Source organism: Allohoeflea poritis, from assembly GCF_027889715.1.
GTDB lineage: Bacteria > Pseudomonadota > Alphaproteobacteria > Rhizobiales > Rhizobiaceae > Hoeflea_A > Hoeflea_A poritis.
The window spans coordinates 25,365-51,156 of sequence record NZ_JAPJZH010000019.1; the positions used below are offsets into that span (position 1 = coordinate 25,365).

A 25,792-nucleotide genomic window follows, 5' to 3' on the forward strand; every position below is an offset into this window, starting at 1 on the left:
TCCTTTGACTGACGGTTCAGTCCCCTCTCCAACCAAAGAGATAGTGAGGCGAACCTTACGGTCGCCTATCCAAAATGTGACAAATTTGTAATCTTGGGATATCTGTCCGGTGAAGGGCGGAATTTCTCTTAGTTTGCCGCCTTGGAATCGTTCATCGACACACGCGTCACAACTTTGGAGGACGCTTCCAAAGTCCTGTGTACCGGGCATTTGTCGGCAATTTCCTCGATCTTTTCGCGCAGTTCATCGGCAACCTCGCCGTCAATCGTGATGGCGCGCTCGAACCGGTCGATCCGGCCACCCTTCTGCTGTTCCTCCGCCGTGCATTCCATACAGTCATTGGCGTGGATCTTGGCGTGCGAGACATCCACCGTGATGCGCCCCAAATCCGCCTTTTTGTGATTGGCGTACATGCGCAGCGTCATGGAGGTGCAGGCACCAAGGGCTGCCGACAGGAAATCATAGGGCGACGGCCCCGAGTCCAACCCGCCGACGCTGACCGGTTCGTCCGTGAAGAGACGGTGCTTGCCGGCATGGACCGTGTTCTGGAACTTGCCCTCGCCCGTCTCGGAAACCCGGACAGCCTCGACTTCCGTCATGCCCTGGGGCTGGTCCTCGGCAAGGTAACGGGTCGCCCATGTGGCGATGATCGATGCGGCATAGGACGCATCCTGAGCGCGGCTGACGAGGTGATCGGCATTGTCGAGCGACACGAAACTCTTGGGGTGCTTCGCGGCGGTAAAGATGGCCGCGGCATTCTCGATTCCCACCGTCTGGTCGATGGGCGAGTGCAGCACCATCAGTGCCTTGCGCATGGTCGATATGCGCTCGGTCAGGACACTCTGGCGAACATCGTCGAGGAACTGCTTCTGGATCGTGAAGGGCCGGCCGGCCAGTTGCACGCTCGCTTCGCCCTGCTCCTCTATCTCCTCGATCTTGGTTCCGAAATTATGCACCACGTGAGCGACATCGGCCGGCGCTCCGATCGTCGCCACGGCTTTCGCCTCCGGGACATCACCGGCGACGGCAAGAACGGCGGCGCCACCCAGCGAATGGCCGATCAGAATTGACGGCGCTTCGAAATTGGCGCGCATATAGTCGACGGCCGACAACAGATCGGCAACGTTGGACGAGAAATTCGTCGATGCGAATTCGCCCTCGCTGGAGCCGAGGCCCGTGAAATCGAAACGCAGCACGGCAATGCCCGCGCGCGAAAGCTCGGCGGCTATGCGCTTGGCCGCCAGAATATCCTTGGTACAGGTGAAACAGTGGGCAAACAGCGCATAGGCGCGCACATGACCCGCCGGAATGTCGATGCGCGCTGCCAGCGTCGCGCCGGAATGCCCGCTGAATTCGGATTTGATCGATGTCGCCGTCATGTCCATGCTCCCGATGAATATCGGGCGCGACACTATCAGCTATCGCGATCACGCGAACGTAAAACTTTCTGGAGTTCGGCTTGTTCCTGGTTCGAAAGCGGCTGCGCCTCGGCAACTGTCTTGCGCCGCCTGGCGTTGGCCATGAGATAGGCAAGTCCGCCCAGAAGAATGATGGCGGGGGTCGCCCACAGAATCAGCGTTCTTGCCGAGAACCGGGGTTTCAGCAGGACGAATTCGCCGTAACGCGAGACGATATAGCCGACAACCTCCTGATCGCTGTCGCCTTCGACCAGCCGCTGGCGCACGAGAACGCGCAGATCCTTGGCGAGATCGGCGTCGGAATCATCGATTGACTGGTTCTGGCAGACCAGGCAGCGAAGCCCGGCGGAAATGTCCCTCGCCCGCGCCTCCAGGGCCGGATCGTCGAGAACCTCATCGGGCGTGACGGCACCGGACGGCGGCACGAACGCCGACAGCAATGTCAGGACGGCGACAGCAAGGACGGTAGCGCGCTTCATATCGCCTGTTCCGCGGCGGCGGCGCGCTTCCTGCTTGCCGCCGGCGCGCCGACACGCAGCCGGCGGTCGAACAACGAGACAATCCCGCCGACGGACATGATGATCGTTCCGATCCAGATGAAGGTGACCCACGGTTTCCACCAGACCCGCACAACGGTGCCGCCATCCGGTGTCTCATCGCCCAGCGATACGTAAAGCTGGCTGGGCCCGATGGTCAGGATGCCGGCTTCTGTCGTCGGCATGCGGCGCGCCGTATAGATACGCTTGGCGGAGGTGACCGTCGCAAACTGTTCTCCATCGCGCGATACGGCGAAACGGCCCTGCAGTTCGGTGTAGTTCGGTCCGGTATTGGGACGCAGCCCTTCGAACACCAGCGTATACGGCCCGCTGACCGTCTGCCCGCCCTGTTTCATGGTCGTTACCAGTTCGGTCGAGAAAGCGGTGACCGCAACGATGCCGATGACGGAAACGCCAAGGCCGAGATGGGCGAGCGCCGTGCCGAATGCCGAGCGCGGAAGCCCCTTGAAACGCTGCCACATGACCTGCAGGTCGACACGGCCGGCGCCCGCGCGGTAAGCAAGATCCGTCAGGCTGCCGCAGATGAGCCAGACGCCCATGGCTATGCCGAGCGCTGCCAATACCGGCGCGCCGGTGGCGAAATAAACAACCGCCAAGGCCGTCAGCAGCGATACGCCGGCCGCAGCGTACAGCCGTTGACTGACTGCCAGCAGATCACCGCGCTTCCAGGCAAGCAACGGGCCGAACGGAACCGCTAACAGCAGAGGCACCATGAGCGGGCCGAAGGTCAGATTGAAAAATGGCGGACCGACCGAGATCTTCGAACCGGTCACCGCTTCCAGGACGAGCGGATAGAGCGTGCCGACCAGGACGGTGAGAGTCGCCGTGGTCAGGAACAGATTGTTGAGAACCAGCGCCCCCTCGCGTGAAATGGGCGCGAAAAGACCGCCCTGCTTGAGCGACTGCGCGCGCAGCGCAAACAGGGAAAACGCGCCGCCGATGAAAACCACGAGGATGCCGAGGATGAACACGCCGCGAGTCGGGTCGGTGGCGAAGGCATGCACGGACGTCAGGACGCCCGATCGCACGAGAAACGTGCCGAGCAGAGACAGCGAGAAGGTGATGATCGCAAGCAGCACCGTCCAGATCTTCAGCGCTTCGCGCTTTTCCATCACCAATGCCGAATGCAGCAGCGCCGTGCCCGCGAGCCATGGCATGAAGGATGCGTTTTCAACCGGATCCCAGAACCACCAGCCGCCCCAGCCGAGTTCGTAGTAGGCCCAGTAGGAGCCCATCGCGATGCCGGCCGTCAGTGCCGTCCAGGCAGCCAGTGTCCATGGCCGGACCCAGCGCGCCCAGGCCGCATCGATACGCCCGTCGATCAGGGCCGCGATCGCAAAGGAAAAGCAGATGGAAAATCCGACATAGCCGAGATAGAGCAGCGGCGGATGGATGGCGAGCCCGACATCCTGCAGGATCGGGTTGAGGTCCCGCCCCTCGATCGGCGCCGGGTTGAGCCGCTGAAAGGGATTGGAGGTCAGCAGAACGAAGAACAGGAAGGCCGCTGTGATCCACGCCTGAACGGCCAGGGCATTGGCTTTCAGCGCTGCGGGAAGATTGCCGCCGAAAAAGGCGACGAGCGCGCTGAAAAAGACCAGGATCAGGATCCACAGCAGCATCGATCCCTCATGGTTTCCCCACACGCCTGAGATCTTGTAGATCATGGGTTTGAGCGAATGCGAGTTTTCCCAGACATTCTGAACAGAGAAATCGGATGTCACATAGGAGACCGTCAGCGCGATGAAAGCGAGAAGCACCAGGAAGAAGGATGTCACGGCCGCCGCAGGCGCCAGCGCCATGAGCCCGGCATCCTGACGGATCGAGCCGATCACAGGCAGCACGGACTGGATCAGCGCCACCGCAAGCGCCATGACAAGGGCGTAATGGCCGAGTTCAACGATCATGGCCGGATCCTACTCCTCATTGCCTTGCCAAACGCCCTGTTTCTTCAAACTGTCGGCGACCTCCTTGGGCATGTAGGTCTCGTCGTGTTTGGCCAGGACGGTGTCAGCGACAAAGAGCGCATTGTCCGGCCGGAACGCGCCCTCGACAACAACGCCCTGCCCCTCACGGAAAAGATCCGGCAGAATGCCGGTATAGGTGATCTCGACCGTATTGGCCGTATCGGTCACGGCAAATTCAACGGTGGTGCCCTGGCCGCGCGCCACGGAGTTTTCCGCCACAAGTCCGCCGAGACGAATGCGCGTTCCGGGGTTCACCGGTTTTTCGGCAATATCTGTCGGCGAGTGGAAATAGACAATCTGCTCCTGCAGGGCGAACAGAACCAGGAGAACGGCAACGCCGAGGACACCGACACCGCCTGCGATCACGGCAAGTCGTTTTTGTTTGCGCGTCATTATTCCACCCTTTGCGGTGTCAGCCCGAACTGCTCGGCAGCTTTGGTCAAAGCCAGCCGACCGGCGCTTCCATCCTCGAAATTCAGCAAGGCCCGGTCAAGCGCGTCCCCGGCCTTTTCCGGTTCTCCAAGTACCATGTAGGAGCGCACCAGCCGCAGCCAACCGTCAAGATCGTCCGGATTGTCGCGCAAGCGCGCATCGAGACCGTCCACCATTCCACCGATCATCGCCATGCGGTCTTCCGGGCTCATTTCCATTGCCGCCGCGACGTCCTCCTCATCGGGACCGGGCGCGGCCTCTCCGGCAGCCGCAAGGTTTGCGTTGATGCCTTTAAGATGCGCCTGCACCTGCGGCATCCACGGCGCATCGGGGGGCGAATTGGCGGCGAGCTTCTCGAACGCCGCCTTGGCCCCGGCGTAGTTTCCTTCCTGGGCAAGACCCAACGCCAGGAAGAAGGACGAAAGCGGATTGCCGGGTTCCAGATCTTCGGCCGCCTGGAAGGCCGCCTGAGCTTCGGCGGTGACAATACCGCCGCTCTCGGCAAACAGCGCCCGCCCGAGACCGGCCTGGCGGGATGCCGAGGAACCAAGCAGGCGGATCGCGTTGCGGTAGGCGGTTTCAGCATCGCCTGCCCGCCCGAGGTTGAGATAAATCGGCGCCAGAACATCCCAGCCCCAGCCATCCCCGGGATTGCTGGCAAGGTGGGATTCGGCCTGAGCAATCAGCGTCCTTATGTCGGTTTCGTCGTTTGCGGGAGCCTGAATGCGGGCGGCGAGCGGCTGTGCGGGCATGCCCGGCTTGCCGATGGCAAGGTAGCCGATGACGGCCATCACCGGCAGAAAGACGATTACGACATAACGGGCAGCGGAGGAGAGCGATGAGCCGGGCCGCGACTTCGCATTGGCGTTTGTGGCCTTGAGCAGGCGTCGCCCCACCTCGGCGCGGGCGTATTCGGCCTCTTCACCGGCGATCAGACCCGCTTCGATATCGCGATCGATTTCCCGCAGTTGGTCGTAATAGACCTCCGCGTCATGTTCTGTCGCATTATCCTGCCGGCTCACGGTGCGCGCCAGCGGCACCAGCAGGCTTATGGTGGCGGCCACCGTCAGGACGGCGGCCAAGACCCAAAACATCATGATGGCTCAGGCGTCAGCCCCTGTTCAAAGGTCCGCGCCGCTGGGCTCTCCGGCGGCCGGGCATTCAGTCTTTAATTATTGTAATTATGGGCTTCAAACAAGCGGCGTCCAGTTACCGTCTTCACTGCGGCAAGCGGTGCCGCGCGCCGTTGTCTCGACGCCGCCCTGCATGATCTTGTGCACGTACTGCCTGCAATTCTGGGAACCGACCTCGTAGGGCTGGGCCGCATAAACCTCGCCCGAAACGCCACTTTGCGTGCCCTGCCATGCGACGATCTGTCCGCTCGGGGCGACTTCAAGTGCACGATATTCCGCCTCCAGCGCCTTCATACGGTCTTCCGAACTGAGCTGCGCCGATATGGTGGGATCGATAATGCCGCCGTTGAGCGCGTCGATCACGGAAGATTTACCGCTCGACTGCGGAACGAAGGAGTTCAGAAAGCTGGACTGCCCGCCCGTGTTCGAGCAGCCGGCAAGCGCCAGCGCAAACGTGAACGACAATATCAGGTACCCGATCTTCATGGTCGCGCCTTTGTACAATGTACCTAGATTCGATGCCGGCATAGGGCGTCATTGTGGCGTTGTTTTGGCTGATATGATGGGGCGCAAAGATTAACGAACCGCAACCGGCAGCGAAACCGTAACGCTCAGGCCGCCCAGATCGCTTCGACCCAGCTTGACCGAGCCTTTGTACTCTTCCGAAATTTCCTTGATGATGGAGAGCCCCAGCCCCGTTCCCGGCTTGCTTTCGTCCAGTCTGCGGCCGCGTTTCAGCGCCTCGGCGAGTTGATCGTCTTCCATGCCCGGCCCATCGTCTTCGACACTGATGGCGAGCATGGGCCGGGATTCCGATGTCGCGGCGGCGGTCATTTCTCCGGTGGCTTTTATTCGGACCCTTACCTTTCCGGTCGCCCATTTGCTGGCATTTTCAAGCATGTTACCAAGGATTTCCTCGACATCATGCTGCTCCATGGCCAGATTCGGCGAATCATCCGGTAGCATCAGCTCGAAAGCCGTATCCGGGTTGAGGCGTTCCATGACCCGCATCAGGCGCTGCAATGTCTTTTGCGTGTCGGTCCGCACCAGGACCGAATTCTGCTGGGCGGCGATACGGGCGCGGTCCAGATAATGCTGGACCTGATTCTGCATCGCCGTCGCCTGTTCATTCACAAGCCGGGCCTGGTCCGGTTCCATCGACCGGCTCTCATTGAGCAGAACAGCAATCGGCGTTTTCAGCGAGTGGGCCAGGTTTCCGACCTGCATGCGGGCCCGTTCAATGATCCGGCGATTGTTCTCGATCAGCGCGTTGACCTCACCGGTCAGCGGCGCGATCTCCCGGGGGAAGCTGCCTTCAAGCGATTCGGTCTTGCCGGCGCGGATTTCCTCCAGCGAGCGGCGGATCCGGTCGAGTGGCCGCAGGCCGAACAGGATGGCGATGGCGTTCACCAGGAGACTGCCAACGCCGAAAATGACCAGAAACAAAATGAGCTGGCGCGAGAATGCCGAAACGTCGGCATTGAGGTCGGCCATGGCGCCGGCCACCCGAAAGCGGGCGATTTCACCGTTGTCTCCGAGCAGGACCTCGGTTTCCGCGACCAGTTCCTCCTGCCCCGTGCTGTCCTGCGAGATGTAGATGCGCTCATAACGCTCGTTGAACGGCGCCGAATCCGTGCCGGGTATGGCGAGTGTGCGGTCGCCGAGGGAAACCGAGGCAAGCTTGTCCGGCGGTCTGTCCCCGACGATGTCGACGATCCAGTACCAGCCGCTGCCGGGCTGGCTGAAGCGCAGGTCGCCAAGCTGGGGCGTTCCTTCGAGTTGGCCGTTTTCATCCAGCGATACCGAGTTGATGACGTTGTAGAGCTGGGCGCGCAGAAGGTCGCGGAAGCCGCGTTCCGTACCGTTTCGATAAAGCGTCAGGATCAGGATGCCGATAACGAAAAGGGCGATCACCGCCCAGGCGCTTGCGATCACAAGAACCCGCGCCGCGAGCGAGCGCGGTTGCCGCTTTTCAGCTGCCATCGCCTGGAGCCTGAATCCGGTATCCAAGCCCCCGCACGGTTTCGATCATGTCGATGCCGAGTTTCTTGCGCAGTCGCCCGACAAACACTTCGATCGTATTGGAATCGCGGTCGAAATCCTGATCGTACATATGTTCCACAAGCTCGGTGCGTGAAACCACCTTGCCCTCATGGTGCACGAGGTAGGACAGAAGGCGGAATTCGTGGGATGTCAGTTTCAGCGCCTTGCCGTCAACGGTTGCCTTAGCGCCGCGTGTATCAAGCCGCAGCGGCCCGCAGACGATCTCGGACGAAGAGTGTCCGGCGGCCCGGCGGATCAGGGCCCGTACCCGTGCAAGCACCTCCTCGACATGAAACGGCTTGGCAACATAGTCGTCGGCGCCTGCGTCAATGCCGGCCACCTTGTCGCTCCAGCGGTCGCGCGCGGTAAGAATGAGCACGGGCATGGACCGGCCGGCAGCGCGCCACTCTTCCAGAACGGTAATCCCGTCCATTTCAGGAAGCCCGATATCAAGAATAACCGTGTCGTAGGGTTCCGTATCGCCGAGGAAATGGCCTTCCGATCCGTCAAAGGCCTTGTCGACCACATAGCCGGCCTCTTCCAGCGCTTCACTGAGCTGACGGTTGAGATCCCGGTCGTCCTCGACAACAAGTATGCGCATGCTCTGCCGCCTCCGATTCATCCCGGCCGGCTATGGCCGGGCATTCACGGTCATCTTGCGCCGCCTCTTGCCACTCGAATCGGGAGCAAGCACGGTAATCTTGCAGACGGGCTGCCCGCCATTCTGGGCGACCTTGACCGACAGCAGCTGACCGTTTGTCTGTGCCAGCACACGCTGAACCGCGGCCGAACAGTCTGCGCCCTGAGCGGCGGCCTCGCGCGCCTCCAGCGCCGCGAACGGCAGGGCCATCAGCGTGACCAGCAATAGTTTCTTATAACCGTTCATCTTCGTCCTTCAAGACGGCGTCTCAGCCGTTAACCCCTGTAATGGCCCGGAAAATCCGGCACACCATATATGCGGCCCCGCCTGTGCGTCCATGGCGCGGACCAATCGATTAAACTTGTCGTTAATGTGTACAGGAGCTTTGCTGAACTAAAAATGAACGGACGGTTCATGTGAATCTTGTTGCACGAGGCGCTGACGCCGATCACCCCTCGACCGGCTCAAAAGGCCATTCCACGATGTGGTCCTCGAAATCTTCCGGTTCCATGCCAGCTTCGGGAACCGTGCGCCCGCGCACGGAAACGCCGGCCAGATGCACGGTGTCCGCGTCGCCCGAAACGAGCGGGTGCCACCAGTAGAGGTCCCTTTCCTCGGCGATGAGCCGATAGGCGCAGGTCGGCGGAAGCCAGGTGAGTGCCCGTACCGATTTCGGTGTCAGATTGATGCATTCGGGCACCTTTTGCTGACGATTCTCGTAATCCTTGCAACGGCAGGTGTCGGCGTCGAGCAGCTTGCAGGCGACATTGGTCCAGGCGATCTCGCCCGTTTCCCAATCCTCGAGCTTGTTGAGACAGCAGCGCCCGCAGCCGTCGCACAGGCTCTCCCACTGTTCGTCGGACATTTCCTCAAGTCTGGTGGTTTTCCAGAATGGATCGCTCGTCATCCGTACCCCGTATATTACAGTGCCGGTAACAATGTCTGTTACTTTTTACTGCACCTCTTGCCCACATGATCTAATATAGGCACAAGACAAGCGGGTGCGCGGCCGAAATGGACCTTGGCGTGTCGGCACGTTTTGAACGCCGCCGTACGGCCAGTCAACAGACGGGATGACCAAGTTGCAGGACCCCTTCAATCAGGATCAGCGACCCGGAAAACGCAGGCATCTGTTTCTGCGGCTGGATTCATGGATTGATTCCGTGCTCTGGTCGGCCGGCTCGGGCCTCGGCGAGAAGTGGGAAGACATCAACATCTTCTTCCGGCGCTTCCACGCCAAGGGTTACAAGCGCATATTCTTCGAGCTACTGGGCGAATCGATGACGCTTGGCACCGCCGGCGCCGTATTGCTGCTGGCCCTCGCGCTGCCGGCCTTCGAGGAAACCTACGGCAACTGGCGCGAACAGGATGATTTCGCCGTCACATTCCTCGACCGCTATGGCAACGAAATCGGCCACCGGGGCATTATCCACGAGGATTCTGTCCCAATAGACGCCCTGCCCGATCACCTGGTCAAATCCGTGCTTGCAACCGAAGACCGGCGGTTCTTCGAGCATTTCGGCATCGACATGTTCGGCCTTGTGCGCGCCATGACCGAAAATGTGCGGGCCAATTCCGTCGTCCAGGGCGGCTCGACGATCACCCAGCAACTGGCCAAGAACCTGTTCCTGACCAATGAACGAACGATCGAGCGCAAGATCAAGGAAGCCTTTCTCGCCTTGTGGCTCGAGGCGAACCTGTCCAAGAACGAGATCCTGCGGCTTTACCTGGACCGCGCCTATATGGGCGGCGGCACATTCGGCATCGCGGCAGCGGCACAGTTCTATTTCGGCAAGGAGATCACGGATGTGACTCTGGCCGAGTCGGCCATGCTGGCTGGCCTGTTCAAGGCGCCGGCACGCTACGCGCCGCACATCAACCTGCCGGCCGCGCGCGGACGCGCCAACGAGGTGCTGACCAACCTCGTGCAGGGCGGGCTGATGACCGAGGGGCAGGTTATCGGAGCGCGGCGCGCGCCCGCGGACATTGTCGACCGCGGCGACAAGGAATCACCCGATTACTTCCTGGACTGGGCTTTCGAGGAAGTCCGGCGGATCGCGGCGCGCTATGCGGACCATTCGCTGATCGTGCGTACGACAATCGATGAAAACCTGCAGCGGGCGGCCGAAGAGGCCCTTGAGGCGGGTCTGCGCCAATACGGCAAGCGTTACGATGTCGATCAGGGGGCGATCGTCCTGATCGAGAACGGCGGCGCCGTGCGGGCGATGGTGGGCGGCCGCGACTACGGCGAAAGCCAGTTCAACAGGGCGACCAAAGCGCTCAGGCAGCCAGGTTCCTCCTTCAAGGTTTTCGTCTATACGACGGCGATGGAAAACGGCTTCACACCGGAAACCACGATCCGCGACGCACCGATCACATGGCGCGGCTGGTCGCCGCGCAACTACGGCCGCGGCTACAAGGGCCGCATCGACCTGACCACCGCGCTGGTCAAATCCGTGAACACGATTCCCGTGCGTCTTGCGCGCGATCATCTCGGCACCGAAAACATCGCCGAAATGGCCAAGAGGCTCGGCGTCGAGAGCAATGTCGCCGTCGATAAAACCATGCCGCTGGGGACATCGGAAGTCACGGTTCTCGATCAGGCCACGGCCTATTCCGTGTTTCCGGCCGGGGGGCTGGAGTCCAACCGGCACGGCATCACGCAGATCATGAACTATTCCGGCAAGGTTCTTTACGACCAGCGCCGCGATGCGCCGGAACGCAAGCGACTGCTGGATGAGGAGACGGTGCGATCGATGAACACCATCCTCAGCCAGATACCGGAATGGGGCACCGGCCGGCGCGCCAAACTCGAGGGAATCAAGACCGCGGGCAAGACAGGCACCACGCAGGCCTATCGCGACGGCTGGTTTGTCGGCTTTACCGGCAATTTCACCGCAGCCGTCTGGTTCGGCAAGGACAACTTCCTGCCGACAGCGCGTATGACCGGCGGATCGCTGCCTGCCATGACATTCAAGCAATTGATGACTTATGCGCACCAGGGCATTGAATTGAAACCTATTCCGGGCATTGAAGATCCGGAACTGGACGAAAAGACAAATGGCGGACAGGTCGCACAGACCGAATTGCTTGACGACAGCGGCGCACCGATTCTCAGGCCGCGCGTCCTGTCCAAGCAGGCCACGTCGCTGCTGCGCGAACTTGCGGATGACTTCGCCAATTCGCCGCCCCTGAGCCTGCAATCGCAGCGTTCGGTTGCCTATAAGCCGGAAACGCAGCCGGCGGCCGTCGAATAGGACCCAATTCCGCATTGGAGAAACGCGCGGGCAACTGCTATGTCAGGTGACATGATAATTCCGGCCTGAGGTCAAACGTCGTTGTTTCGCGTTCCCGCCACCATCGCTGCGATCTTCATCCTTGCCTTCGGCGGCGCCATGCTCAGCGCCGTATATGCGCTGCAGGCAACGATCGGCTTCGGATCCATTGCCATCGGCCCTTGGAGCGCATGGCCGATGGCGCAGACCGAACAGGCCGACCCCTATGCCAAGGCCCATCGCGCCCGCGCCGGTCAACTGCTTCTCGGGGACGCCGAAGGGCTGGTCTTTTTTGCCGACAATGACAGCAGCGGCGGCCGGCTGATCACCGAATGCGACTATGTGGTCACGGGCCAGACGCCGCCCGCGCGTTTCTGGACGCTTCATGCGACCGATGCCGACGATACGCTGCTTGAGGTCAACCCCGCCTACCCGTCGGCATTTCATTCGCAGAACGTTGCGAAATACGAGAACGGCGCATTCGCCATCAATATCAGCGGCGATCCGAAGACTGGAAACTGGCTTGCCACAGGGCGGCGATACCAGCCCTTCAAGCTGGTGCTGACGCTGTTCGATACGCCGACCGCCGGCAGTTCGCGCCTCATTGATCTGCAGATGCCCGAGATCATCCGCGGAGCGTGCCGAAATGGGTAGGCTGATCTACATTGTTCTGTCCGGCCTGGCCGGGGCCGCGCTTTTGCACATCATCATCATCCTGGCGATCCCTGCCTATGCGGAACGCGATGCCTGGACGAAAATCAATGCGCTTGGCCCAACGGAGTTCTTCCACATATTGCCAATGGACAAACCGGGCGGCCTGACCTCCGCCAATCCGTTCATTCGTACGGCCGTTTGCCGCTTCGATATAACGAAGAAGCCTGCGCGCATCACCGCGTCCGGCCTGGCCTATTACTGGTCGCTGGCCATTTTCGACCCGGGCGCGAATGAGATTTACAGCATGAACGACCGGACGGCGACGAACAAGAAGCTGGACATCGCCGTCGTCACCCCCTTGCAAATGATCGGCTATCGCAAAAGCCTGCCCGAGGCACTGGCGGAATCCGTCCTGATCGAGTTTCCCGCGACGACCGGATATCTCGTGCTGCGCACCGTGACGCCCGATGCGAGCTGGGAACTGATCGTTCGGGAGTTCCTGAGCAGCGCCGTGTGTCAGAGTACGGACACGGCATAGTCTGCATCTGAAGTCGGCAACGCGGCCTGAATTGAGCGGTGCTCGCCAATCGGGCCTATTTCAGGTGCCGTTCCAGAAGCTCGGCGACCGTGCGATCAGGTGAATCGGGATCACACTCAATGTGGAGAATATCTTCTTCATGCCCGCAATTGCCGACGGGGAAGCCGCGCATCAGGGAGAAACCAGGACGGTCTTTCGGTAGCGGAAAAACCACCGAATGCCGGACATCGAGATTGAGGACCAGTTCGCTCAAGCCGCTGCGAAAGGCGATGACGTGCCCGCAGGCGGCAACAAGAGGGCGCCATTGGTCGAGCGCTACAGGCGCGTGGCCGAGGCCGAGCCGTTCGGACAGTTGGGGATTGTCATTGACCTTTACATCCAGGCCTTCCTGCTGAAGTTTTTCCGCCAGGGGCGTCCAGAACCTGTCCAGCAAACCGCCGGCATCCAGGCTTTTGGCCTCGGTGCACAACATAACCGTCTTTCCAGGGCGGAGACCCTCGCGTTGCAGCAAAACCGTTGCGGCATCGATGCTTTTGGCGCTCGGAGCGCGCGGATACCGCATCTTCACATTGTCCGGAAGGCGCAGGCGGCATCTGTAGGCGTCGAGAAAGGTCAGGCCGCGATAGCCGATCATATCGGGCAATTGCAGTTTCGGAAAATGGGCGTAAAGCAGCCTGGTCCGGCGAAGACCGTCTTCAAAGTCGCGCTGTCTGGCGCCTGCCGGCATCGGTATGTAAAGCCGCTGTGGAGAATAAAGCTCGGCAAGAAATGCCAGACTGCCTCGCCCGACCACGTAACCAAGCGGCTCACCGCGCGCTTCTTCAAACGCATCTGCAAATCCCAGGGCGATGATATGGTCGCCAATGCCATGGCTGAGCAGGAAGCCAAGCTGTTGCCTGCCGACGCTAAAGCGCTCGATTTGAGAGCGCAGCCGGATCTGGCTGTGTTCCTTGCGCATCGCCGCTGCGAAGCCACGCATCCCTTTTCCTGTGACGCGCAGGCTATCCGTCACCCAGCGCCGCATGTGACCTTCCATCTGGTGTGCCCCAAACGCTCGGCCAACAGCATGGCTTCCTTGATGCAGACATCCGAATTGAAGTATTGCCACTGGCCCCACCGGCCCAAAGCAGAGACCCCTGCCCGCTCAGCCTCCCGCAGCACCGTCTCTATCGTCCTGGCCCAGCCGATGGTTGGCACCGGATAGGCATAGTCATTGGTGTGGGAGAACAACTCGTCGGATCCGGTCCACCGCTTCGAATTGGTTTCCTTGTATACGCCATTCGACTTGCTGCGAGGATCGAAATTGTGAATGAAGAAGCTGCGGTGCTCGGCCGTATCGATATCGGGCTGGTAGAGCCAATGAACGTCGTGTTCGTAGGCCCGCTCGTGGAGTGAAACAACGATGGAGTTGTTTTGCAGGTCGTGGATTGCCTGACGCGCCGCCCCGGAGAAGATCGGCGAGCCTGCCAGTGCGTGCCAGGGCGCCGTATTGATCACATGCCGTGCTTGAATGCCGCCATTCAGCTTCAAAAGATCATCGCTGCGTTCAATCGTGGTAACGGGGTGATCGGTGACAATATGGTCGCGCACCGGGTCGCACAGCGCATCAAACACGGCCTGATACCCACCCTTCTTGGGATAATAAAACCGGCTGTGGGAAGGAAACAGCGACGGATCCAGTCTACGGTTCATGGCTTGCGTGAAAACCGCCCGGACATCGACGGCAGGCAGCTTGTGCAGCCAGTCGATATCCATCTCACTTGCTTCGTGGCCCCAGATTTTGGCGTTGTAGGGAAGCATGTATTCGTCCGCGATCTTGTCGCCCAGCTTCCAGCGTATCCACTCCTCGAAGGTGGTCGGCTCCGGCAGTCCGAGCGCCTCGCCATTTCTTGCAATGCTCTCAAGAAACGCGACGCAAAGCGACGTCTCCAGCTGCCAGAGCGAGCTTTCAAGCGGATAGTCGACCCACTGACCGTGGATGTCGATTTTCGAAACCCTTTCAAACTCCTCAAAATTGTCCCGGGCGATATGGTGGAAAACGAAATCGTAGACTTCATCGAATTTCGAACAAAGGAAATGGCCGCCCCCGATATCGAGCGTATGTCCGTCAATCATCCTGGTACGACACAATCCGCCTGGCTCCGAGTTGGCTTCAAGCACAATCAGAGAGTGCACTCCGGACAATTGAAGAAGGCGCGCTATCGCTACGCCGGAAATTCCACCACCAATGATAGCGTACTGATAGATCATGGATTTTTACTGCCGGCAAGCATGAGCTGAATTATATCGCTCTGGTATTCGGTTGCCGGCATTTGTCAACAACAAAGCCGTCAGAAAGTTGTAATTTGGACGCACTTGCCGGCTGGCGCGGCAGTCACAACCATTTCAGGATAAAGACTTCAGCCGGACGGGCGAGCAATGTCCGGCGATGCCGGATACTGTTTTGTCATGCCCAGCGAACGCCCGCCCGGAGACCGCGGCTGGAACTTTCAGCCTTGATGGGCCGTTTGGACTAAGCCTTGCCGCCGCGTTTGCGGCCTGCGACAAGCTGCTTCCTGCCGTGTTTCTGCTCGTAGCGTACCCCGGTAAACAAAAGAATTGTCGCGCCGTCTTTGCGGGGATTGTCTGGCAACCGGCGCGTCCTGCGTGCCGTCGACCTTGAACTGAGTTGGATTATGTCTGCCATCGATTCTACCGTTTCCCTTAACGGGAACGGTGCGTTCGATGTCAGCCGTTCCCTCTCCTGGCAATGGTCACGTTGCACAACTCCATACTGATATCCGCGCACACCAAGCGCGCCGGGCCCACCGCATCTTGCGGAGTATTACCCATATGCGAACACTTGGATTAGAAACCGGCGATAGTTAATAGTCTGCTAATTATTTGGCTTTACTTTTAGTGAACACGGAGTTTTGCGTAGCGTGGGTGGAGTATCTTGGATCGTTTTCGCGACCTTGAAAGAGCCGGACAGACCGGTCGTAAGGACGCAGCGCTGCTTGCGGCCATTTCCGGCTTCGAGGCGCTGAAACAGCCTACGTCGCAAGATCTGCGGCAGTTTTCCAACCTGTTTGCCGGGCTTTTCGAACTGACGCGCGAGGACACGCGGCGGACCGCTGCCGCCGCCCTGTCGAAGCTGCCGCGATTGCCGCAGGACGTGACACTGATGGTCGCGGACCAGCCCATTCGTATCTCGGCCCCGTTTCTGGCCTTGAGCCCGTGTCTCAACGACCAGCTCCTGTTACAGATCCTGGCACGGCACGGTATCGTTCATGCGCGGGCGATCTCCCGACGCGAAACCCTTTCACCGATCATGATTTCGGCCTTGTCGTCGCTTGACGACGAAGCGGTATCGCGATCGCTCCGCTTGCGACACAACACAGGCTCCAGCGGGACCGCTGATCTGCTGGCATCAAACGAGGCTGCGAGGCGCTACAATGAAGACGTGCTGCGCAATCGCATCAAGGACCTTGCCCTCAGGCGTATCAACAACCAATCGCACAGCACGGGAAACAATGCCGCAACAGGGCGGCCGGACCTTCGCAAGCTGATCCAGACCGCCGAATCTTCTCTCCCGGTGCGTTTCGCGCAGTTGCTTTCAAGGGCGCTGGGAGCCCAGCATTCGCTCGCCGAGCGGATCATGCTGGACCTGTCCGGCCGGCAACTGACGATGGCCCTTTTTGCGCTCGGCATGCATGACGATGACATCCGGCGGGTCCTGATCGGCATATTCCCGCAGCTGAGGCGCACATCCGAGGGCGTGCGACTGGCGGAGCTCCTGATCAGCTCGACCGACCGCAAGGACAGTATCGAAAGGGTGATGGCCTGGGTGCGGGCGAACCCAATTGCGGCTTCGGATCAGCGCGTTCGCTACCAGCCTCAAACACAGCCGCGGGACGACAAGGCAGAGCGGAAGGAGCACGCTGTCCGACAGGTTGCCGAGCCGGCAAAAGACGTCAAGCGGGCATGATCGTCAGGTAGCGCTCCGGATCGTCGGTTTCGATCTCAACGACCCAAAGATCCGGATCGAAATCGCGTTCCCGGTCCAGGACAGCATCAATTTCATCGCTCTGGACTGCCTCCAGGCGGATCTCAAATGTCCGATCGGCGGGTTTGGCCGTGTCGAACAGGCTCTGCGGGGCCGGTGAATACAGCGACTGATCCCCGTCCCTGCCGCGAACACGGATAAAGATCGCGCCTGCCTCGGGCGATCCGGGCCGCTCGACGGCTGCGAAGCCGCCATCGCCGAATACCCGGCGCAACAGCGCCTTGACCCACATTTCGGACGTTAAGCGCATTTTACCGGGCGATCCGCTTATGATTTCAGCATTTGGAGCGTATCAAAGCGCACCGATCTCACGCAGCTTCTGAAGAACCAGCTTGTCCGGCTGTCCGGTCACCGGCAGGCGGTAGTGGCGCTGGAAGTCGGCGATCGCGGTGGTGGTCTGCTTACCGATCACGCCATCGACTTTCACATCGGCATAGGCGATGTTGCTCAGCCCCCTCTGGATATCCATGATGAGATCGGCCACCGCGTCTTCCGTTGCCTTTGGCTGCGCGGGCGGATTTGGCGCAGGCGCGGCTTGCTGCGTGGCACCGGGCTTGGGTTTGGGCACAGCCACAGGGTCCCCGCCGGCCAGCCGCACATGGACGATCAATTCATCGGATGCCTTGCCGGTCGGCTCAAGGCCGGCGCTGAGCTGGTAAGCAAGGATCGCGTCCTGGGTCTGCGGGCCGAACACGCCATCGATGGCGCCGCCGTAGAAACCGCCGCGCCGCATGGCAAGTTGAAGGTCGTAGATCAACGCCTCCGGCGCCGGCGTCCTTCTTGGCGGAATGCTGGCCGTGCTTTGCGGATCGCTGTGCTCGATCCGGTAGGTCGTAACGCGGCTCGACGGTACCGGAACATTCTTCATGTCCAGCGGATAGGGTTTATGGGTTACGCCACGCGTATCGTAGAGCGGCGCCGGGTGTTTGCCGGGCTGGTAGACAAGCGCATTGACGGACACGAAGGTGAATGCGACGGCAAAGACGGTCGTGCCGCCGGCAATAGACGGATGCCGGGCAATTAGCTCTCCGAATGATCGCACCAGGCCGAAAAGCGCCTGGAAGCGACGTGGTTTCGCCTCAGGCCGTTTTCGCCTGCTCATGCACCGTCTCCATCGCGTTGTTGTCACTGCCCGTCAGCCGTGGCGGGAATTCAACAGCGTTGTCCTGCGCAACGCCTTCGGGCCGGTCCGGCCCTGCAACCGGCAGCCTCACTGTGACGGTCGTTCCAACGTCCACCGTACTGTCGATGACGAACTGGCCGCCATGCAGGGCAACGAGGCCCTTGACCAGGCTCAGTCCGAGGCCCGTGCCTTCATACTGCCGGTCATACCGGTTCTCAACCTGAACAAAGGGGGCGCCAATCCTGTGCAGATCGTCCTGCGCAATGCCGATGCCCGTATCGGAGACCACCAGTTCCACCCAGCCGTCCTTCTCCGAGGCGTCGACGGTCACGACGCCACCCTCATCCGTGAACTTTATGGCATTCGCCATCAGATTGATCAGTATCTGCTGAAGAGCACGGCGGCATGCGGTGACCTTGCGCCGCCCCTTGGCCACGCGCGCGTTCAGCACGACGCCCTTTTCCTGCGCCTGCTGCGCCAGCATTGCCTCACAGGTATCGACGGCCTCCTTGACATTGAAAGTCTCGAGGTTGAGCTCATATCGGCCGGCTTCGATTTTGGTCAGGTCAAGCATCGAATTGATGACGGAAAGCAGGTGCTGACCGGATTCGCTGATCAGGCCGACATATTCGCGCTGCTCGTTGCTCAGGCTGTCGCCCAGATACTCACCCGAAAGGAAATCGGAAAAGCCCAGGATCGCGTTGAGCGGCGTGCGCAACTCGTGGCTGACAGCCGCGAGAAAACGGGTCTTGGCCTCGTTGGCGGCATCGGCTTCTTCCACCTTGCGGGCATAGGCGCGGCGCAGGCTTACATACTCGCTGATATCCGATGCCTGGGCGAGAAATCCACGGAAGCCCCCCTGCCCGTGCTGTGCCACAAGCTGCACCGACAGATGCAGAAACTGATCCTGTTTGGAATTTTCAGCCAGCTTTCGCAGGCGTACGGCAATGGACTTGACCTTGCATCCGGTGCGCAGATCATCCACTGCCTGAAGAAATCTGATGCGATCCGAAACATGCATATGCTCGATCAGGCCGCGCCCGGCAACATCTCCGACATGTTCCAGCATTTCTGTCGCGTCCGCTCCCGAAACGGACACAACGTCACCGCGGGCATCGTGGAGCGTCACCAGCCCGGGAAGCGTCGAAAGCAGCTCGCCCCTGGTTACGACAGCTGGCTCTTCTGGTTCGCGTTCGGCAGTCTGGCGGCGCCTCAGGCCCAGGGAAAACAACAGACCGTAGATGCCGAGCGCCACAACGACAGCAACAGAGGCGATATCAGCGCCGCCCGATCGGAAAGCTCCGGACTGCGGGACGAAGACCTGGGCAACTGCGATCGCGGCCAAAACCGCCGCGGCGGCTGCAAAACCCGCCCGAAGTGCCTTGCAGTCCTGGCGGATCCGATAGGCTTCGGCTGGAAAAAGAAGCACCAGCGGCAAAACGGCCGAGACAAATCCACCGGTCGCGATGGCGGCCGCGGTCACGGCCGCAGCTCCGAGAACAAGCGTGACGATCTCAATCGCCCTGCGCCGACCGGTCTGTATCAACATGCCGGCGAGCGCCAGCGCCGTGGCCGAAAGAGCCAGAACCGGCGCCGCGATATCGCGCGCACCAAAGGACGGAATAAGCGTGAACGGGAAAACGGACGCCAGAATCGTGCCGGCAATCAGGAGCAGTGCGATCAGCCTAGTCTGGATTTGCCGCTCGTCTTCGCAGACAACGTCGCGGTGTACCAAATTGGCCAGCGTGCGGTCGCCGTCCGTTCCAAAAGCCGATGACAGATAATGCTTCACCCTGGTGGCCACTATTGTACTCAATACACTTGTTGTTCTGGCAGTACCGATAATGGCAAATGCTGCTTAAGGAATGGATAAAGCGGGCGCGCAAACGCGATAAAACCAAGGCAATTCGACCCACCGGGCCTTCAGCGCTGCGACCTTTGCTCAACGTGGTTAACGGGGCGTAACCGAACGCCGAAACACTATCTTCATCAATTTGCGTTCAGATGGGCGATGCCGCGGCCCTTAGGATGAAGCGGCGGGAGGATCCGACTGCGTGATCCGGGGAAGAAATGCGATTCATTATCAAAGCCCTGTTCTGGTTCGGCGTTGTCGTCCTGTTTCTGCCTGGCAATGGCGAACATGATTCGGCCACCAGTGCCGAACAGTCCACGCGGTCGGCCGTCGAATTGCGCGAACTGGCCGTCAGAATCCAGCAAATATGTCTTCGCGATCCCGCGCTGTGCCGGAACGGCGCCGCAGAACTGCTGGCCAGCGAAGAGGACGAGATCGCGCGACTGCTTCGCAGCGAGGCCGCACAGCTGGCGGGTACCGGCGACTGAGTGACGGGCCGGGAAGCGGACTTTTTTCGTGCTTTGTGCAGGCATTTTGCCTATATGCGGGTGTAAATCGGTCGTGGGTTCCGTACGGTCGAGCGAACTCTTGCCCAAACCGGCGCAGCACAACGGATTGAATTCGGAAATGGCCTCACTGCAGCAGATCATCGATGATTTTGAGTTTCTGGACGACTGGGAAGACCGATATCGTTATGTGATCGAGCTTGGCCGTACGCTCGAATTCATGCCGGATGCCGACAAGACGGATGCCAACAAGGTCCAGGGTTGCGTCAGCCAGGTGTGGCTGACCTGCAAGGTCAATGCGTCCGGCCCGCAAGATCCGGAACTTACATTCACCGGCGATTCGGATGCACATATCGTGCGTGGCCTTGTGGCGATCATGCTTGCTGCCTGTTCGGGAAAAAAAGCTTCCGAGATCCTGGCATTCGACGAAGCTGCCCTGTTTTCCAGGCTCGGCCTTATCGAACATCTGACGCCACAGCGAGCCAATGGTCTGAGGTCGCTGGTCGCACGCATCAAAAGCGAAGCGAAGGCGTCCCTGGAGCGCTCAGCGGTTTCCTAGGACTTGTGACTATCCACATGAAGCTTGTGCCGCGGATATTGGTCGGCAATGTACACCAATTAACATTTGTGTTAATTGATGCCCGTTCAACAAACAATGCGGGGGATCAGTCTTATGGGAGAAATTGCAGGCGACGTTAACTGGATTGCCGTTGTCATCGGCGCGGTGGTGTCGTTTCTGCTGGGATGGCTTTGGTACTCACCGATGCTGTTCGGGCCGAAATGGGCGGAAGGTGTCGGCGTCGAGATGGGCAAAGCGAACGAGATGCCCGTCGGAGCAATGGTCAGCCAGATCGTCGGACTGTTGCTGCTGAGCTGGTTTGTCGGTGTGACCGCCGCCGCCGACGCCCTGTTCACCGTGATCCTGGGCACAATCGCGTTCGCCGTTCTCGCCTATTCGGGCGGCATGTTCCGCAAGAACAGCACCTATGCGCGGCTGACCGACGCCGGATACTGGATCGGCAGCGTCATTGTCATGATCATCGTCCAGGGCATTCTTTAAGCTACATTCCGGCGCCGCTTCTGCGCGGCATCTTCGGATGACACAGCCAAAAAAAGGGCACTGGAAATCCAGTGCCCAATTTCATCGTGTCTGTGCCCGACCGACTGAATTCGGTCGCGCGCCGAACCGGTCGGGTATCTACCCGCTGTTCTTGCGCTTCTGGCCGAGACCCATTTCCTTTGCAAGGCGGGAGCGCGCTTCGGCATAGGCCGGCGCCACCATGGGATAATCCGCAGGCAGACCCCATTTTTCCCGGTATTCTTCCGGAGTCAGGCCGTGATAGGTCATCAGGTGACGCTTGAGCGACTTGAACTTCATGCCGTCCTCAAGACAGATAATGTACTCATGCTGCACGGATTTGCGGATGGGGACCGCTGGCTTCGGCTTCTCCGCGGGAGCCGCCTCTCCCCCGGTCGTCGAACCCAGTGCGGAGTGCACATTTGCGATCAGGCCTGGAAGATCGCTGGTCTGAACCACGTTGTTGCTGACATAGGCCGCAACGACTTCCGCGGTCAGCTCCGCAAGCAAGTCGTCCCGGGTCGTTTCTATAGCTTCATTCATTTTTCGCGCCTCAAAAGATTTCAAGTCTACATGGAACCAAAATCCCATCATCTTTTGGTATTGTCATTTAATTCGTGTCTTTTTTTGACACCGTCTTTTTTTGTCACCCAGAGCGCTGATATCATTAATCACTTACATTTTAAACTAGAAAATTTTAGTAATTAGGCTGTTTTTTGCCGATACGCTGCATTTCTCCGGACTAAAATTCCTGAAAACAAGTCTAGAGCGAGTTTTGACCAGACGGAAACATTTGACAGAACCGATGCGATTCGTCGGCCGACCGAACCAACCGCGGTGGATCCAGCCCACCTCAAGGCGGTCCGTCAGCGCGGCAGGCAAAAACAACTGATCTATTTATCGCAATATATCAATAGGATATGAATTACCGGAATCGAGATCGCCGGACGCCTTGGTCCGAGCTCATTGCAAACCGGCGCCCGGCGAAAACCAAGATATCAGTGCAGTATTACTCGGCCGAGCTATTGAAACTTTCTGCAGGCTTCGGCATTTCATCAACAACGGATTGACCGCTTAGCGGATAGCCCACCGCGTAGGAGGCCTTCGCCAGAAGGTGCGCGGAAATCGGCGCCGTCAGCAGGAAAAATGCGACACCGGCAAGCGCCCGTGTCAGCGTTCCCGTGTCCCCCGCCTCGATGCCCAGGGCGATGAGCACGACACCCGAGCCGAGGGTGCCGGCCTTGGATGCGGCATGCATGCGCGTATAGACGTCGGGGAAGCGCAAAAGTCCGAGAGCCGCAACGAGCGTGAAGCCGGAGCCGATCACGACCATGAGCGCAATCACTATGGCCAGGAAACTACTCATTGGCCTTGCCTCCTTCCGGCGCGGATCTTGCCTCTTCCGTCTCTCCGTGAATGGGGCCGCGCGTCAGGATGAACCGAGCGAAAGCCACGGTCGCAAGAAAACCGACAAGGCCCAGGGCAATCGCAATGTCGACATAAAGCGTATAGCCGGTCTTGATGCCGATCACGGCGATGAACCCGATTGCCGTGGCCACCAGCATGTCGAGCGCCAGAATGCGATCCGGCAAGGTCGGACCGCTGATCACACGGTAGACGGTAACAGCGAAGGAAAGGCACAAAAGCGCAAGAGCGATCTGGATCGCCCAATCAACCAGTATTGCAGGGTCGGTCATCGGAACGCCTCCAGAATTCTGCGCTCGAACCCGTCCGCTATACCCTTTCGGGTCGCATCGGGATCCGAACAGTCAATCGCATGGACGTAAAGGAATTTCTTGTCGTCGGACACATCGACCGACAGTGTTCCGGGCGTCAGCGTGATCATATTGGCAAGCAGTGTGATTTCGAAATCGCGATCGACTTTCAACCGGTAGGCAAAAATTCCCGGCTTGATGTTCATGTTCGGGCTCAAGACCGTGATCGCGACGCGGATAGCCGACATCACAAGTTCGTACAGGAACAGGAGCAGCAGCACGATGATGCGTCCGGCGCGCGAAAAATAGCCGACGGAGCCGACCTGTTCGCGGATCAGGTAAAGTACCCCGGCACCGAGCAGGAAACCGAAGGTCAGATTGAGGAAACTGTAAAAACCGGTGACCGCCGCCCAGACCAGCGCCAGCAAAACATTGATCAGAAACAGTCTCATTGCGCGCCTCCCGCCGGAAACACCGAACGGATGTATTCGATCGGATTGAGCAGCTGTTCGGTTCCGACCTGCGACAGTTCGAGGATCTGCTGCGGGAACATACCGAGCACGACCACAATGGCCGTCAGCATGACAAGCGGCGCATAGTCGATGACCGGGTTGAGGTTCGCTTCCTCACCCGCCGCCGCCGCTTCGGGCGCAGGACGCCAGTAGGAAAGAACCCAGACCCGCCCGACGGCAATGGTCGTCAGAAACCCGGACAGCAACACCGCGCCGGCGAGCCACCAGGCGCCCACGTCAAGCGACGCCTTGACCAGTATGACCTTGGGCCAAAGGCCGGAAAACGGCGGGAGCCCGGAAACCGCAAAGAACAGGATCAGGGTCACCGCCGCGAGGAACGGATGGGTCGTGTAGATGCCCCCGGACCCGGCAATCGAAAACCCGCCGCTTGCCCGCGCCGCCAGACCCGATGCGAGATAAAGCGCGGTCATGACGATCATCGAATGCAGGGCGTAGAAAATGGCCGCGGAAATTCCGCCGGGGCTCGCCAGCGCGATGCCGGCGAACATGATGCCGATGCCGGATATAACCAGATAGCCAAGCAGTCGTCTGAAATCGGTTTGTGCGAGCGCGCCCATGGCGCCGAGGATCATGGTCAGTGCCGCGATGACCGCGATGACCCAGCCGAGCATGTCGCGCTCGGCAGGAAACAGGACCAGGGCGACACGCATGAACGCATAGACGCCAACCTTCGTCAGAAGACCGGCAAACAGCGCTGAGACGACGACACGCGGCGTGTGATAGGAAGCAGGCAGCCAGAAGTTGACCGGAAAGGCGGCGGCTTTCATGCCGAAGGCCAGGAAGTAAAGGCTCAGCAGGGTCACAAGCGGCGCCTTTTCCTCCATTGCCTGCGCCTTGAGCGCGATGTCGGCCATGTTGAGCGTGCCGAAAATTCCGTAGAGGTAACCGGTCGCAATGAGAAAGAACGTCGTCGCGACGAGATTGAGGAAGGCATATTTGGTCGCGCCGTCGATCTGGCCGCGCTCGGACCCCAGTATCAGGAGCCCGAACGACGCGATCAGAAGCACTTCGAACCAGACATAGAGATTGAAGATGTCGCCGGTCAGAAATGCGCCGCTGACACCCGCCATCATCAGGAACAGGAACGGGTAGAAGCCGTAGCGCCGACCGCTGTTGTTGACATCGCCGGCACCGTAAATCCCGCCGGCAAGCGCGGCGATCGCGCCGGTCAGCGTCAGCAATGCACCCAGGATATCGACCGTGAATGAAATGCCGAAGGGTGGCAGCCACCGCCCCATTGTCATGGTCACGGGACCGCTGGAAACCACATGGGCAAGCAACGCGGCCGCAATAACCACAAGCGCGACCAGTCCCGGCAGCGCGATGATGGGCTGCAAACGCGTATCCTTGCGCACCATCAGCAATACCGCACCGAAAATCGTGCACAGGATCAGCGGCGCGATAATCAGCCAGTCGGCCAGCGGCACCGGGTCGGTGACCATGGCCACGGAAATATCGACTGGTTCTTTTGCGGACGATGCCATTCTTTTCAGTATCCCAGCGGCGGAAGCTTTTGTTCTTCAGGTTCGGCAAACCGCATTTCATTGGTGTCGTCCGTCCCAAGCTCCTGATAGGCGCGGTAGGAAAGCACGAGCAGAAAGGCGAAGAAGGAAAACGCAATCACGATCGCTGTCAGGATCAGGGCCTGGGGCAGCGGATTGGCCGTCACAATGCCTTCGGTCGCCCCGCCGGCCGGCAGAATCGGCGGAATCTCGCGCGTAAGCCTCCCGGACGTAAAGATCAGCAGATTGACCGCATTGCTCAATATGGCAGCGCCAAGCAGAATGCGGATGATGTGCCGCGAAAGAAACAGGTAGATCGAAACGGCGAAGAAGATGGCGACAAGAAACGCCATGGGGACTTCCATCATTCCACCTCCCTTTCTTCCAGCGCAAGCGCGATCGAGCTGATCGCGCCGACCACAACGAAATAAACGCCGATATCGAAAAGCAGCACCGTCGAAAGCTTCAGTTCCTCGGTAAAGAACGGCACGGTCACCCAAAGACCTGTCATGAACGGCACACCGGCAAAGATCGAAAGCAGGCCGGCGACGGACCCCATCAGAAGTCCGGCAGCCGACAAGGCCATCGGATGGAAGTACATGGCCCGCCGCACGGGCGAAACACCGCATGCAATGCCGTAAATGGCGAATGCCGAGGCGGCGATCAGTCCGCCTATGAAACCGCCGCCCGGTTCATTGTGCCCGCGCAACAGCACAAACACCGAGAACAGCACCATGAGGCTGCTCAGATAGGGTGCAACGGTGCGGAATATCAGTGTGCGCAT

The 25,792-nt window shown here is 59.9% G+C and carries 29 protein-coding genes; 7 read left to right on the forward strand and 22 right to left on the reverse strand.

Annotated elements, in window-relative coordinates:
- Window positions 1-128 precede the first annotated feature (128 nt).
- From OOZ53_RS22370 to OOZ53_RS22415, 10 genes are all read right to left on the reverse strand, one after another.
- Window positions 129-1,379, reverse strand: coding sequence for a bifunctional alpha/beta hydrolase/OsmC family protein (locus tag OOZ53_RS22370; RefSeq protein WP_271091973.1), 1,251 nt, complete (start codon window positions 1,377-1,379; stop codon window positions 129-131).
- Window positions 1,380-1,414: 35 nt separating this feature from the next.
- A complete protein-coding gene (locus OOZ53_RS22375) occupies window positions 1,415-1,897 on the reverse strand; it encodes a cytochrome c-type biogenesis protein (protein WP_271091974.1) in 483 nt (160 codons plus the stop codon).
- Window positions 1,894-3,879, reverse strand: coding sequence for a heme lyase CcmF/NrfE family subunit (locus tag OOZ53_RS22380; RefSeq protein WP_271091975.1), 1,986 nt, complete (start codon window positions 3,877-3,879; stop codon window positions 1,894-1,896). Before OOZ53_RS22380 ends, OOZ53_RS22375 begins: the two co-directional genes overlap by 4 nt.
- Before the next feature lie 9 nt (window positions 3,880-3,888).
- Window positions 3,889-4,332: a cytochrome c maturation protein CcmE gene (gene ccmE, locus OOZ53_RS22385; RefSeq protein ID WP_271091976.1), complete on the reverse strand. Its 444-nt coding sequence runs from the start codon at window positions 4,330-4,332 to the stop codon at window positions 3,889-3,891.
- Window positions 4,332-5,468 carry a c-type cytochrome biogenesis protein CcmI gene (gene ccmI, locus OOZ53_RS22390; RefSeq protein ID WP_271091977.1) on the reverse strand — a complete coding sequence of 379 codons (1,137 nt, stop codon included), beginning with the start codon at window positions 5,466-5,468 and terminating at the stop codon, window positions 4,332-4,334. Before ccmI ends, ccmE begins: the two co-directional genes overlap by 1 nt.
- A 93-nt stretch (window positions 5,469-5,561) precedes the next feature.
- A complete protein-coding gene (locus OOZ53_RS22395) occupies window positions 5,562-5,990 on the reverse strand; it encodes an RT0821/Lpp0805 family surface protein (protein ID WP_271091978.1) in 429 nt (142 codons plus the stop codon).
- 90 nt (window positions 5,991-6,080) lie between these two features.
- Entirely contained in the window at window positions 6,081-7,487 is a 1,407-nt protein-coding gene (locus OOZ53_RS22400) for an ATP-binding protein (protein WP_271091979.1), read from the reverse strand.
- Complete coding sequence (locus OOZ53_RS22405; RefSeq protein WP_271091980.1) at window positions 7,477-8,148, reverse strand: response regulator transcription factor; 672 nt, start codon at window positions 8,146-8,148, stop codon at window positions 7,477-7,479. The genes OOZ53_RS22400 and OOZ53_RS22405 overlap by 11 nt, the downstream gene beginning before the upstream one ends.
- 30 nt (window positions 8,149-8,178) lie before the next feature.
- Complete coding sequence (locus OOZ53_RS22410; RefSeq protein ID WP_271091981.1) at window positions 8,179-8,433, reverse strand: hypothetical protein; 255 nt, start codon at window positions 8,431-8,433, stop codon at window positions 8,179-8,181.
- Between the two features lie 202 nt (window positions 8,434-8,635).
- On the reverse strand, window positions 8,636-9,094 hold the full coding sequence (locus tag OOZ53_RS22415; protein WP_271091983.1) for a YcgN family cysteine cluster protein: 459 nt from the start codon (window positions 9,092-9,094) through the stop codon (window positions 8,636-8,638).
- A 166-nt stretch (window positions 9,095-9,260) separates the two neighbouring features.
- On the opposite strand from OOZ53_RS22415, the gene OOZ53_RS22420 reads away from it, so the two are divergent.
- The 3 genes from OOZ53_RS22420 (at window position 9,261) to OOZ53_RS22430 (ending at window position 12,654) form a co-directional block, all read left to right on the forward strand.
- Entirely contained in the window at window positions 9,261-11,444 is a 2,184-nt protein-coding gene (locus tag OOZ53_RS22420) for a transglycosylase domain-containing protein (protein WP_271091984.1), read from the forward strand.
- Between the two features lie 81 nt (window positions 11,445-11,525).
- Window positions 11,526-12,116 (forward strand): DUF1214 domain-containing protein, encoded by a 591-nt coding sequence (locus OOZ53_RS22425; RefSeq protein WP_271091985.1) that lies wholly within the window; start codon window positions 11,526-11,528, stop codon window positions 12,114-12,116.
- Window positions 12,109-12,654 (forward strand): DUF1254 domain-containing protein, encoded by a 546-nt coding sequence (locus OOZ53_RS22430; protein ID WP_271091986.1) that lies wholly within the window; start codon window positions 12,109-12,111, stop codon window positions 12,652-12,654. The genes OOZ53_RS22425 and OOZ53_RS22430 overlap by 8 nt, the downstream gene beginning before the upstream one ends.
- Before the next feature lie 55 nt (window positions 12,655-12,709).
- On the opposite strand, the gene OOZ53_RS22435 is transcribed toward OOZ53_RS22430, so the two are convergent.
- Together OOZ53_RS22435 and OOZ53_RS22440 are read right to left on the reverse strand one after the other, a co-directional pair.
- Window positions 12,710-13,633 carry a hypothetical protein gene (locus OOZ53_RS22435; RefSeq protein WP_271091987.1) on the reverse strand — a complete coding sequence of 308 codons (924 nt, stop codon included), beginning with the start codon at window positions 13,631-13,633 and terminating at the stop codon, window positions 12,710-12,712.
- Between the two features lie 29 nt (window positions 13,634-13,662).
- A complete protein-coding gene (locus OOZ53_RS22440) occupies window positions 13,663-14,904 on the reverse strand; it encodes a protoporphyrinogen/coproporphyrinogen oxidase (protein ID WP_271091988.1) in 1,242 nt (413 codons plus the stop codon).
- A 685-nt stretch (window positions 14,905-15,589) separates the two neighbouring features.
- Here OOZ53_RS22440 and OOZ53_RS22445 point away from each other — a divergent pair.
- Window positions 15,590-16,621, forward strand: a complete 1,032-nt coding sequence (locus tag OOZ53_RS22445) for a hypothetical protein (RefSeq protein WP_271091989.1) — start codon at window positions 15,590-15,592, stop codon at window positions 16,619-16,621.
- Here OOZ53_RS22445 and OOZ53_RS22450 read toward each other — a convergent pair.
- The 3 genes from OOZ53_RS22450 to OOZ53_RS22460 are packed head-to-tail and all read right to left on the reverse strand — an operon-like array spanning window position 16,608 to window position 19,626.
- On the reverse strand, window positions 16,608-16,949 hold the full coding sequence (locus OOZ53_RS22450) for a DUF1491 family protein (RefSeq protein ID WP_271091990.1): 342 nt from the start codon (window positions 16,947-16,949) through the stop codon (window positions 16,608-16,610). The genes OOZ53_RS22445 and OOZ53_RS22450 overlap by 14 nt on opposite strands.
- A 42-nt stretch (window positions 16,950-16,991) precedes the next feature.
- Entirely contained in the window at window positions 16,992-17,801 is an 810-nt protein-coding gene (locus tag OOZ53_RS22455) for a peptidoglycan-binding domain-containing protein (protein WP_271091991.1), read from the reverse strand.
- Window positions 17,779-19,626 (reverse strand): sensor histidine kinase, encoded by a 1,848-nt coding sequence (locus tag OOZ53_RS22460; protein ID WP_271091992.1) that lies wholly within the window; start codon window positions 19,624-19,626, stop codon window positions 17,779-17,781. The genes OOZ53_RS22455 and OOZ53_RS22460 overlap by 23 nt, the downstream gene beginning before the upstream one ends.
- Before the next feature lie 266 nt (window positions 19,627-19,892).
- On the opposite strand from OOZ53_RS22460, the gene OOZ53_RS22465 reads away from it, so the two are divergent.
- The 3 genes from OOZ53_RS22465 (at window position 19,893) to OOZ53_RS22475 (ending at window position 21,240) form a co-directional block, all read left to right on the forward strand.
- Window positions 19,893-20,162, forward strand: a complete 270-nt coding sequence (locus tag OOZ53_RS22465; RefSeq protein ID WP_271091993.1) for a hypothetical protein — start codon at window positions 19,893-19,895, stop codon at window positions 20,160-20,162.
- Window positions 20,163-20,301: 139 nt separating this feature from the next.
- Window positions 20,302-20,739 (forward strand): SufE family protein, encoded by a 438-nt coding sequence (locus OOZ53_RS22470; RefSeq protein WP_271091994.1) that lies wholly within the window; start codon window positions 20,302-20,304, stop codon window positions 20,737-20,739.
- A gap of 114 nt (window positions 20,740-20,853) precedes the next feature.
- A complete protein-coding gene (locus OOZ53_RS22475) occupies window positions 20,854-21,240 on the forward strand; it encodes a DUF1761 domain-containing protein (protein WP_271091995.1) in 387 nt (128 codons plus the stop codon).
- A 138-nt stretch (window positions 21,241-21,378) separates the two neighbouring features.
- On the opposite strand, the gene OOZ53_RS22480 is transcribed toward OOZ53_RS22475, so the two are convergent.
- From OOZ53_RS22480 to OOZ53_RS22510, 7 genes are all read right to left on the reverse strand, one after another.
- The gene (locus tag OOZ53_RS22480) at window positions 21,379-21,801 is read right to left on the reverse strand and encodes a Ros/MucR family transcriptional regulator (RefSeq protein ID WP_271091996.1); all 423 of its coding nucleotides are present in this window, start codon (window positions 21,799-21,801) and stop codon (window positions 21,379-21,381) included.
- Window positions 21,802-22,267: 466 nt separating this feature from the next.
- Window positions 22,268-22,624: a monovalent cation/H(+) antiporter subunit G gene (mnhG, locus tag OOZ53_RS22485; RefSeq protein WP_271091997.1), complete on the reverse strand. Its 357-nt coding sequence runs from the start codon at window positions 22,622-22,624 to the stop codon at window positions 22,268-22,270.
- Complete coding sequence (locus tag OOZ53_RS22490; protein WP_271091998.1) at window positions 22,617-22,955, reverse strand: cation:proton antiporter; 339 nt, start codon at window positions 22,953-22,955, stop codon at window positions 22,617-22,619. The genes mnhG and OOZ53_RS22490 overlap by 8 nt, the downstream gene beginning before the upstream one ends.
- Window positions 22,952-23,425: a Na+/H+ antiporter subunit E gene (locus OOZ53_RS22495; protein ID WP_271091999.1), complete on the reverse strand. Its 474-nt coding sequence runs from the start codon at window positions 23,423-23,425 to the stop codon at window positions 22,952-22,954. Before OOZ53_RS22495 ends, OOZ53_RS22490 begins: the two co-directional genes overlap by 4 nt.
- The gene (locus OOZ53_RS22500) at window positions 23,422-24,990 is read right to left on the reverse strand and encodes a Na+/H+ antiporter subunit D (RefSeq protein WP_271092000.1); all 1,569 of its coding nucleotides are present in this window, start codon (window positions 24,988-24,990) and stop codon (window positions 23,422-23,424) included. Before OOZ53_RS22500 ends, OOZ53_RS22495 begins: the two co-directional genes overlap by 4 nt.
- Window positions 24,991-24,995: 5 nt before the next feature.
- Window positions 24,996-25,373 (reverse strand): Na+/H+ antiporter subunit C, encoded by a 378-nt coding sequence (locus OOZ53_RS22505; RefSeq protein ID WP_271092046.1) that lies wholly within the window; start codon window positions 25,371-25,373, stop codon window positions 24,996-24,998.
- Window positions 25,373-25,792, reverse strand: a complete 420-nt coding sequence (locus OOZ53_RS22510; RefSeq protein WP_271092001.1) for a Na+/H+ antiporter subunit B — start codon at window positions 25,790-25,792, stop codon at window positions 25,373-25,375. The genes OOZ53_RS22505 and OOZ53_RS22510 overlap by 1 nt, the downstream gene beginning before the upstream one ends.

Excerpts from the sequence above, each read along its gene's own strand:
- OOZ53_RS22370 (WP_271091973.1), bottom strand. The coding sequence starts at position 1,379 with ATGACGGCGACATCGATCAAATCCGAATTCAGCGGGCATTCCGGCGCG.
- OOZ53_RS22375 (WP_271091974.1), bottom strand. The coding sequence starts at position 1,897 with ATGAAGCGCGCTACCGTCCTTGCTGTCGCCGTCCTGACATTGCTGTCG.
- OOZ53_RS22380 (WP_271091975.1), bottom strand. The coding sequence starts at position 3,879 with ATGATCGTTGAACTCGGCCATTACGCCCTTGTCATGGCGCTTGCGGTG.
- ccmE (WP_271091976.1), bottom strand. The coding sequence starts at position 4,332 with ATGACGCGCAAACAAAAACGACTTGCCGTGATCGCAGGCGGTGTCGGT.
- ccmI (WP_271091977.1), bottom strand. The coding sequence starts at position 5,468 with ATGATGTTTTGGGTCTTGGCCGCCGTCCTGACGGTGGCCGCCACCATA.
- OOZ53_RS22395 (WP_271091978.1), bottom strand. The coding sequence starts at position 5,990 with ATGAAGATCGGGTACCTGATATTGTCGTTCACGTTTGCGCTGGCGCTT.
- OOZ53_RS22400 (WP_271091979.1), bottom strand. The coding sequence starts at position 7,487 with ATGGCAGCTGAAAAGCGGCAACCGCGCTCGCTCGCGGCGCGGGTTCTT.
- OOZ53_RS22405 (WP_271091980.1), bottom strand. The coding sequence starts at position 8,148 with ATGCGCATACTTGTTGTCGAGGACGACCGGGATCTCAACCGTCAGCTC.
- OOZ53_RS22410 (WP_271091981.1), bottom strand. The coding sequence starts at position 8,433 with ATGAACGGTTATAAGAAACTATTGCTGGTCACGCTGATGGCCCTGCCG.
- OOZ53_RS22415 (WP_271091983.1), bottom strand. The coding sequence starts at position 9,094 with ATGACGAGCGATCCATTCTGGAAAACCACCAGACTTGAGGAAATGTCC.
- OOZ53_RS22420 (WP_271091984.1), top strand. The coding sequence starts at position 9,261 with ATGACCAAGTTGCAGGACCCCTTCAATCAGGATCAGCGACCCGGAAAA.
- OOZ53_RS22430 (WP_271091986.1), top strand. The coding sequence starts at position 12,109 with ATGGGTAGGCTGATCTACATTGTTCTGTCCGGCCTGGCCGGGGCCGCG.
- OOZ53_RS22435 (WP_271091987.1), bottom strand. The coding sequence starts at position 13,633 with ATGCGTGGCTTCGCAGCGGCGATGCGCAAGGAACACAGCCAGATCCGG.
- OOZ53_RS22440 (WP_271091988.1), bottom strand. The coding sequence starts at position 14,904 with ATGATCTATCAGTACGCTATCATTGGTGGTGGAATTTCCGGCGTAGCG.
- OOZ53_RS22450 (WP_271091990.1), bottom strand. The coding sequence starts at position 16,949 with ATGCGCTTAACGTCCGAAATGTGGGTCAAGGCGCTGTTGCGCCGGGTA.
- OOZ53_RS22455 (WP_271091991.1), bottom strand. The coding sequence starts at position 17,801 with ATGAGCAGGCGAAAACGGCCTGAGGCGAAACCACGTCGCTTCCAGGCG.
- OOZ53_RS22465 (WP_271091993.1), top strand. The coding sequence starts at position 19,893 with ATGCGATTCATTATCAAAGCCCTGTTCTGGTTCGGCGTTGTCGTCCTG.
- OOZ53_RS22470 (WP_271091994.1), top strand. The coding sequence starts at position 20,302 with ATGGCCTCACTGCAGCAGATCATCGATGATTTTGAGTTTCTGGACGAC.
- OOZ53_RS22475 (WP_271091995.1), top strand. The coding sequence starts at position 20,854 with ATGGGAGAAATTGCAGGCGACGTTAACTGGATTGCCGTTGTCATCGGC.
- OOZ53_RS22480 (WP_271091996.1), bottom strand. The coding sequence starts at position 21,801 with ATGAATGAAGCTATAGAAACGACCCGGGACGACTTGCTTGCGGAGCTG.
- mnhG (WP_271091997.1), bottom strand. The coding sequence starts at position 22,624 with ATGAGTAGTTTCCTGGCCATAGTGATTGCGCTCATGGTCGTGATCGGC.
- OOZ53_RS22490 (WP_271091998.1), bottom strand. The coding sequence starts at position 22,955 with ATGACCGACCCTGCAATACTGGTTGATTGGGCGATCCAGATCGCTCTT.
- OOZ53_RS22495 (WP_271091999.1), bottom strand. The coding sequence starts at position 23,425 with ATGAGACTGTTTCTGATCAATGTTTTGCTGGCGCTGGTCTGGGCGGCG.
- OOZ53_RS22500 (WP_271092000.1), bottom strand. The coding sequence starts at position 24,990 with ATGGCATCGTCCGCAAAAGAACCAGTCGATATTTCCGTGGCCATGGTC.
- OOZ53_RS22505 (WP_271092046.1), bottom strand. The coding sequence starts at position 25,373 with ATGGAAGTCCCCATGGCGTTTCTTGTCGCCATCTTCTTCGCCGTTTCG.
- OOZ53_RS22510 (WP_271092001.1), bottom strand. The coding sequence starts at position 25,792 with ATGCGCACACTGATATTCCGCACCGTTGCACCCTATCTGAGCAGCCTC.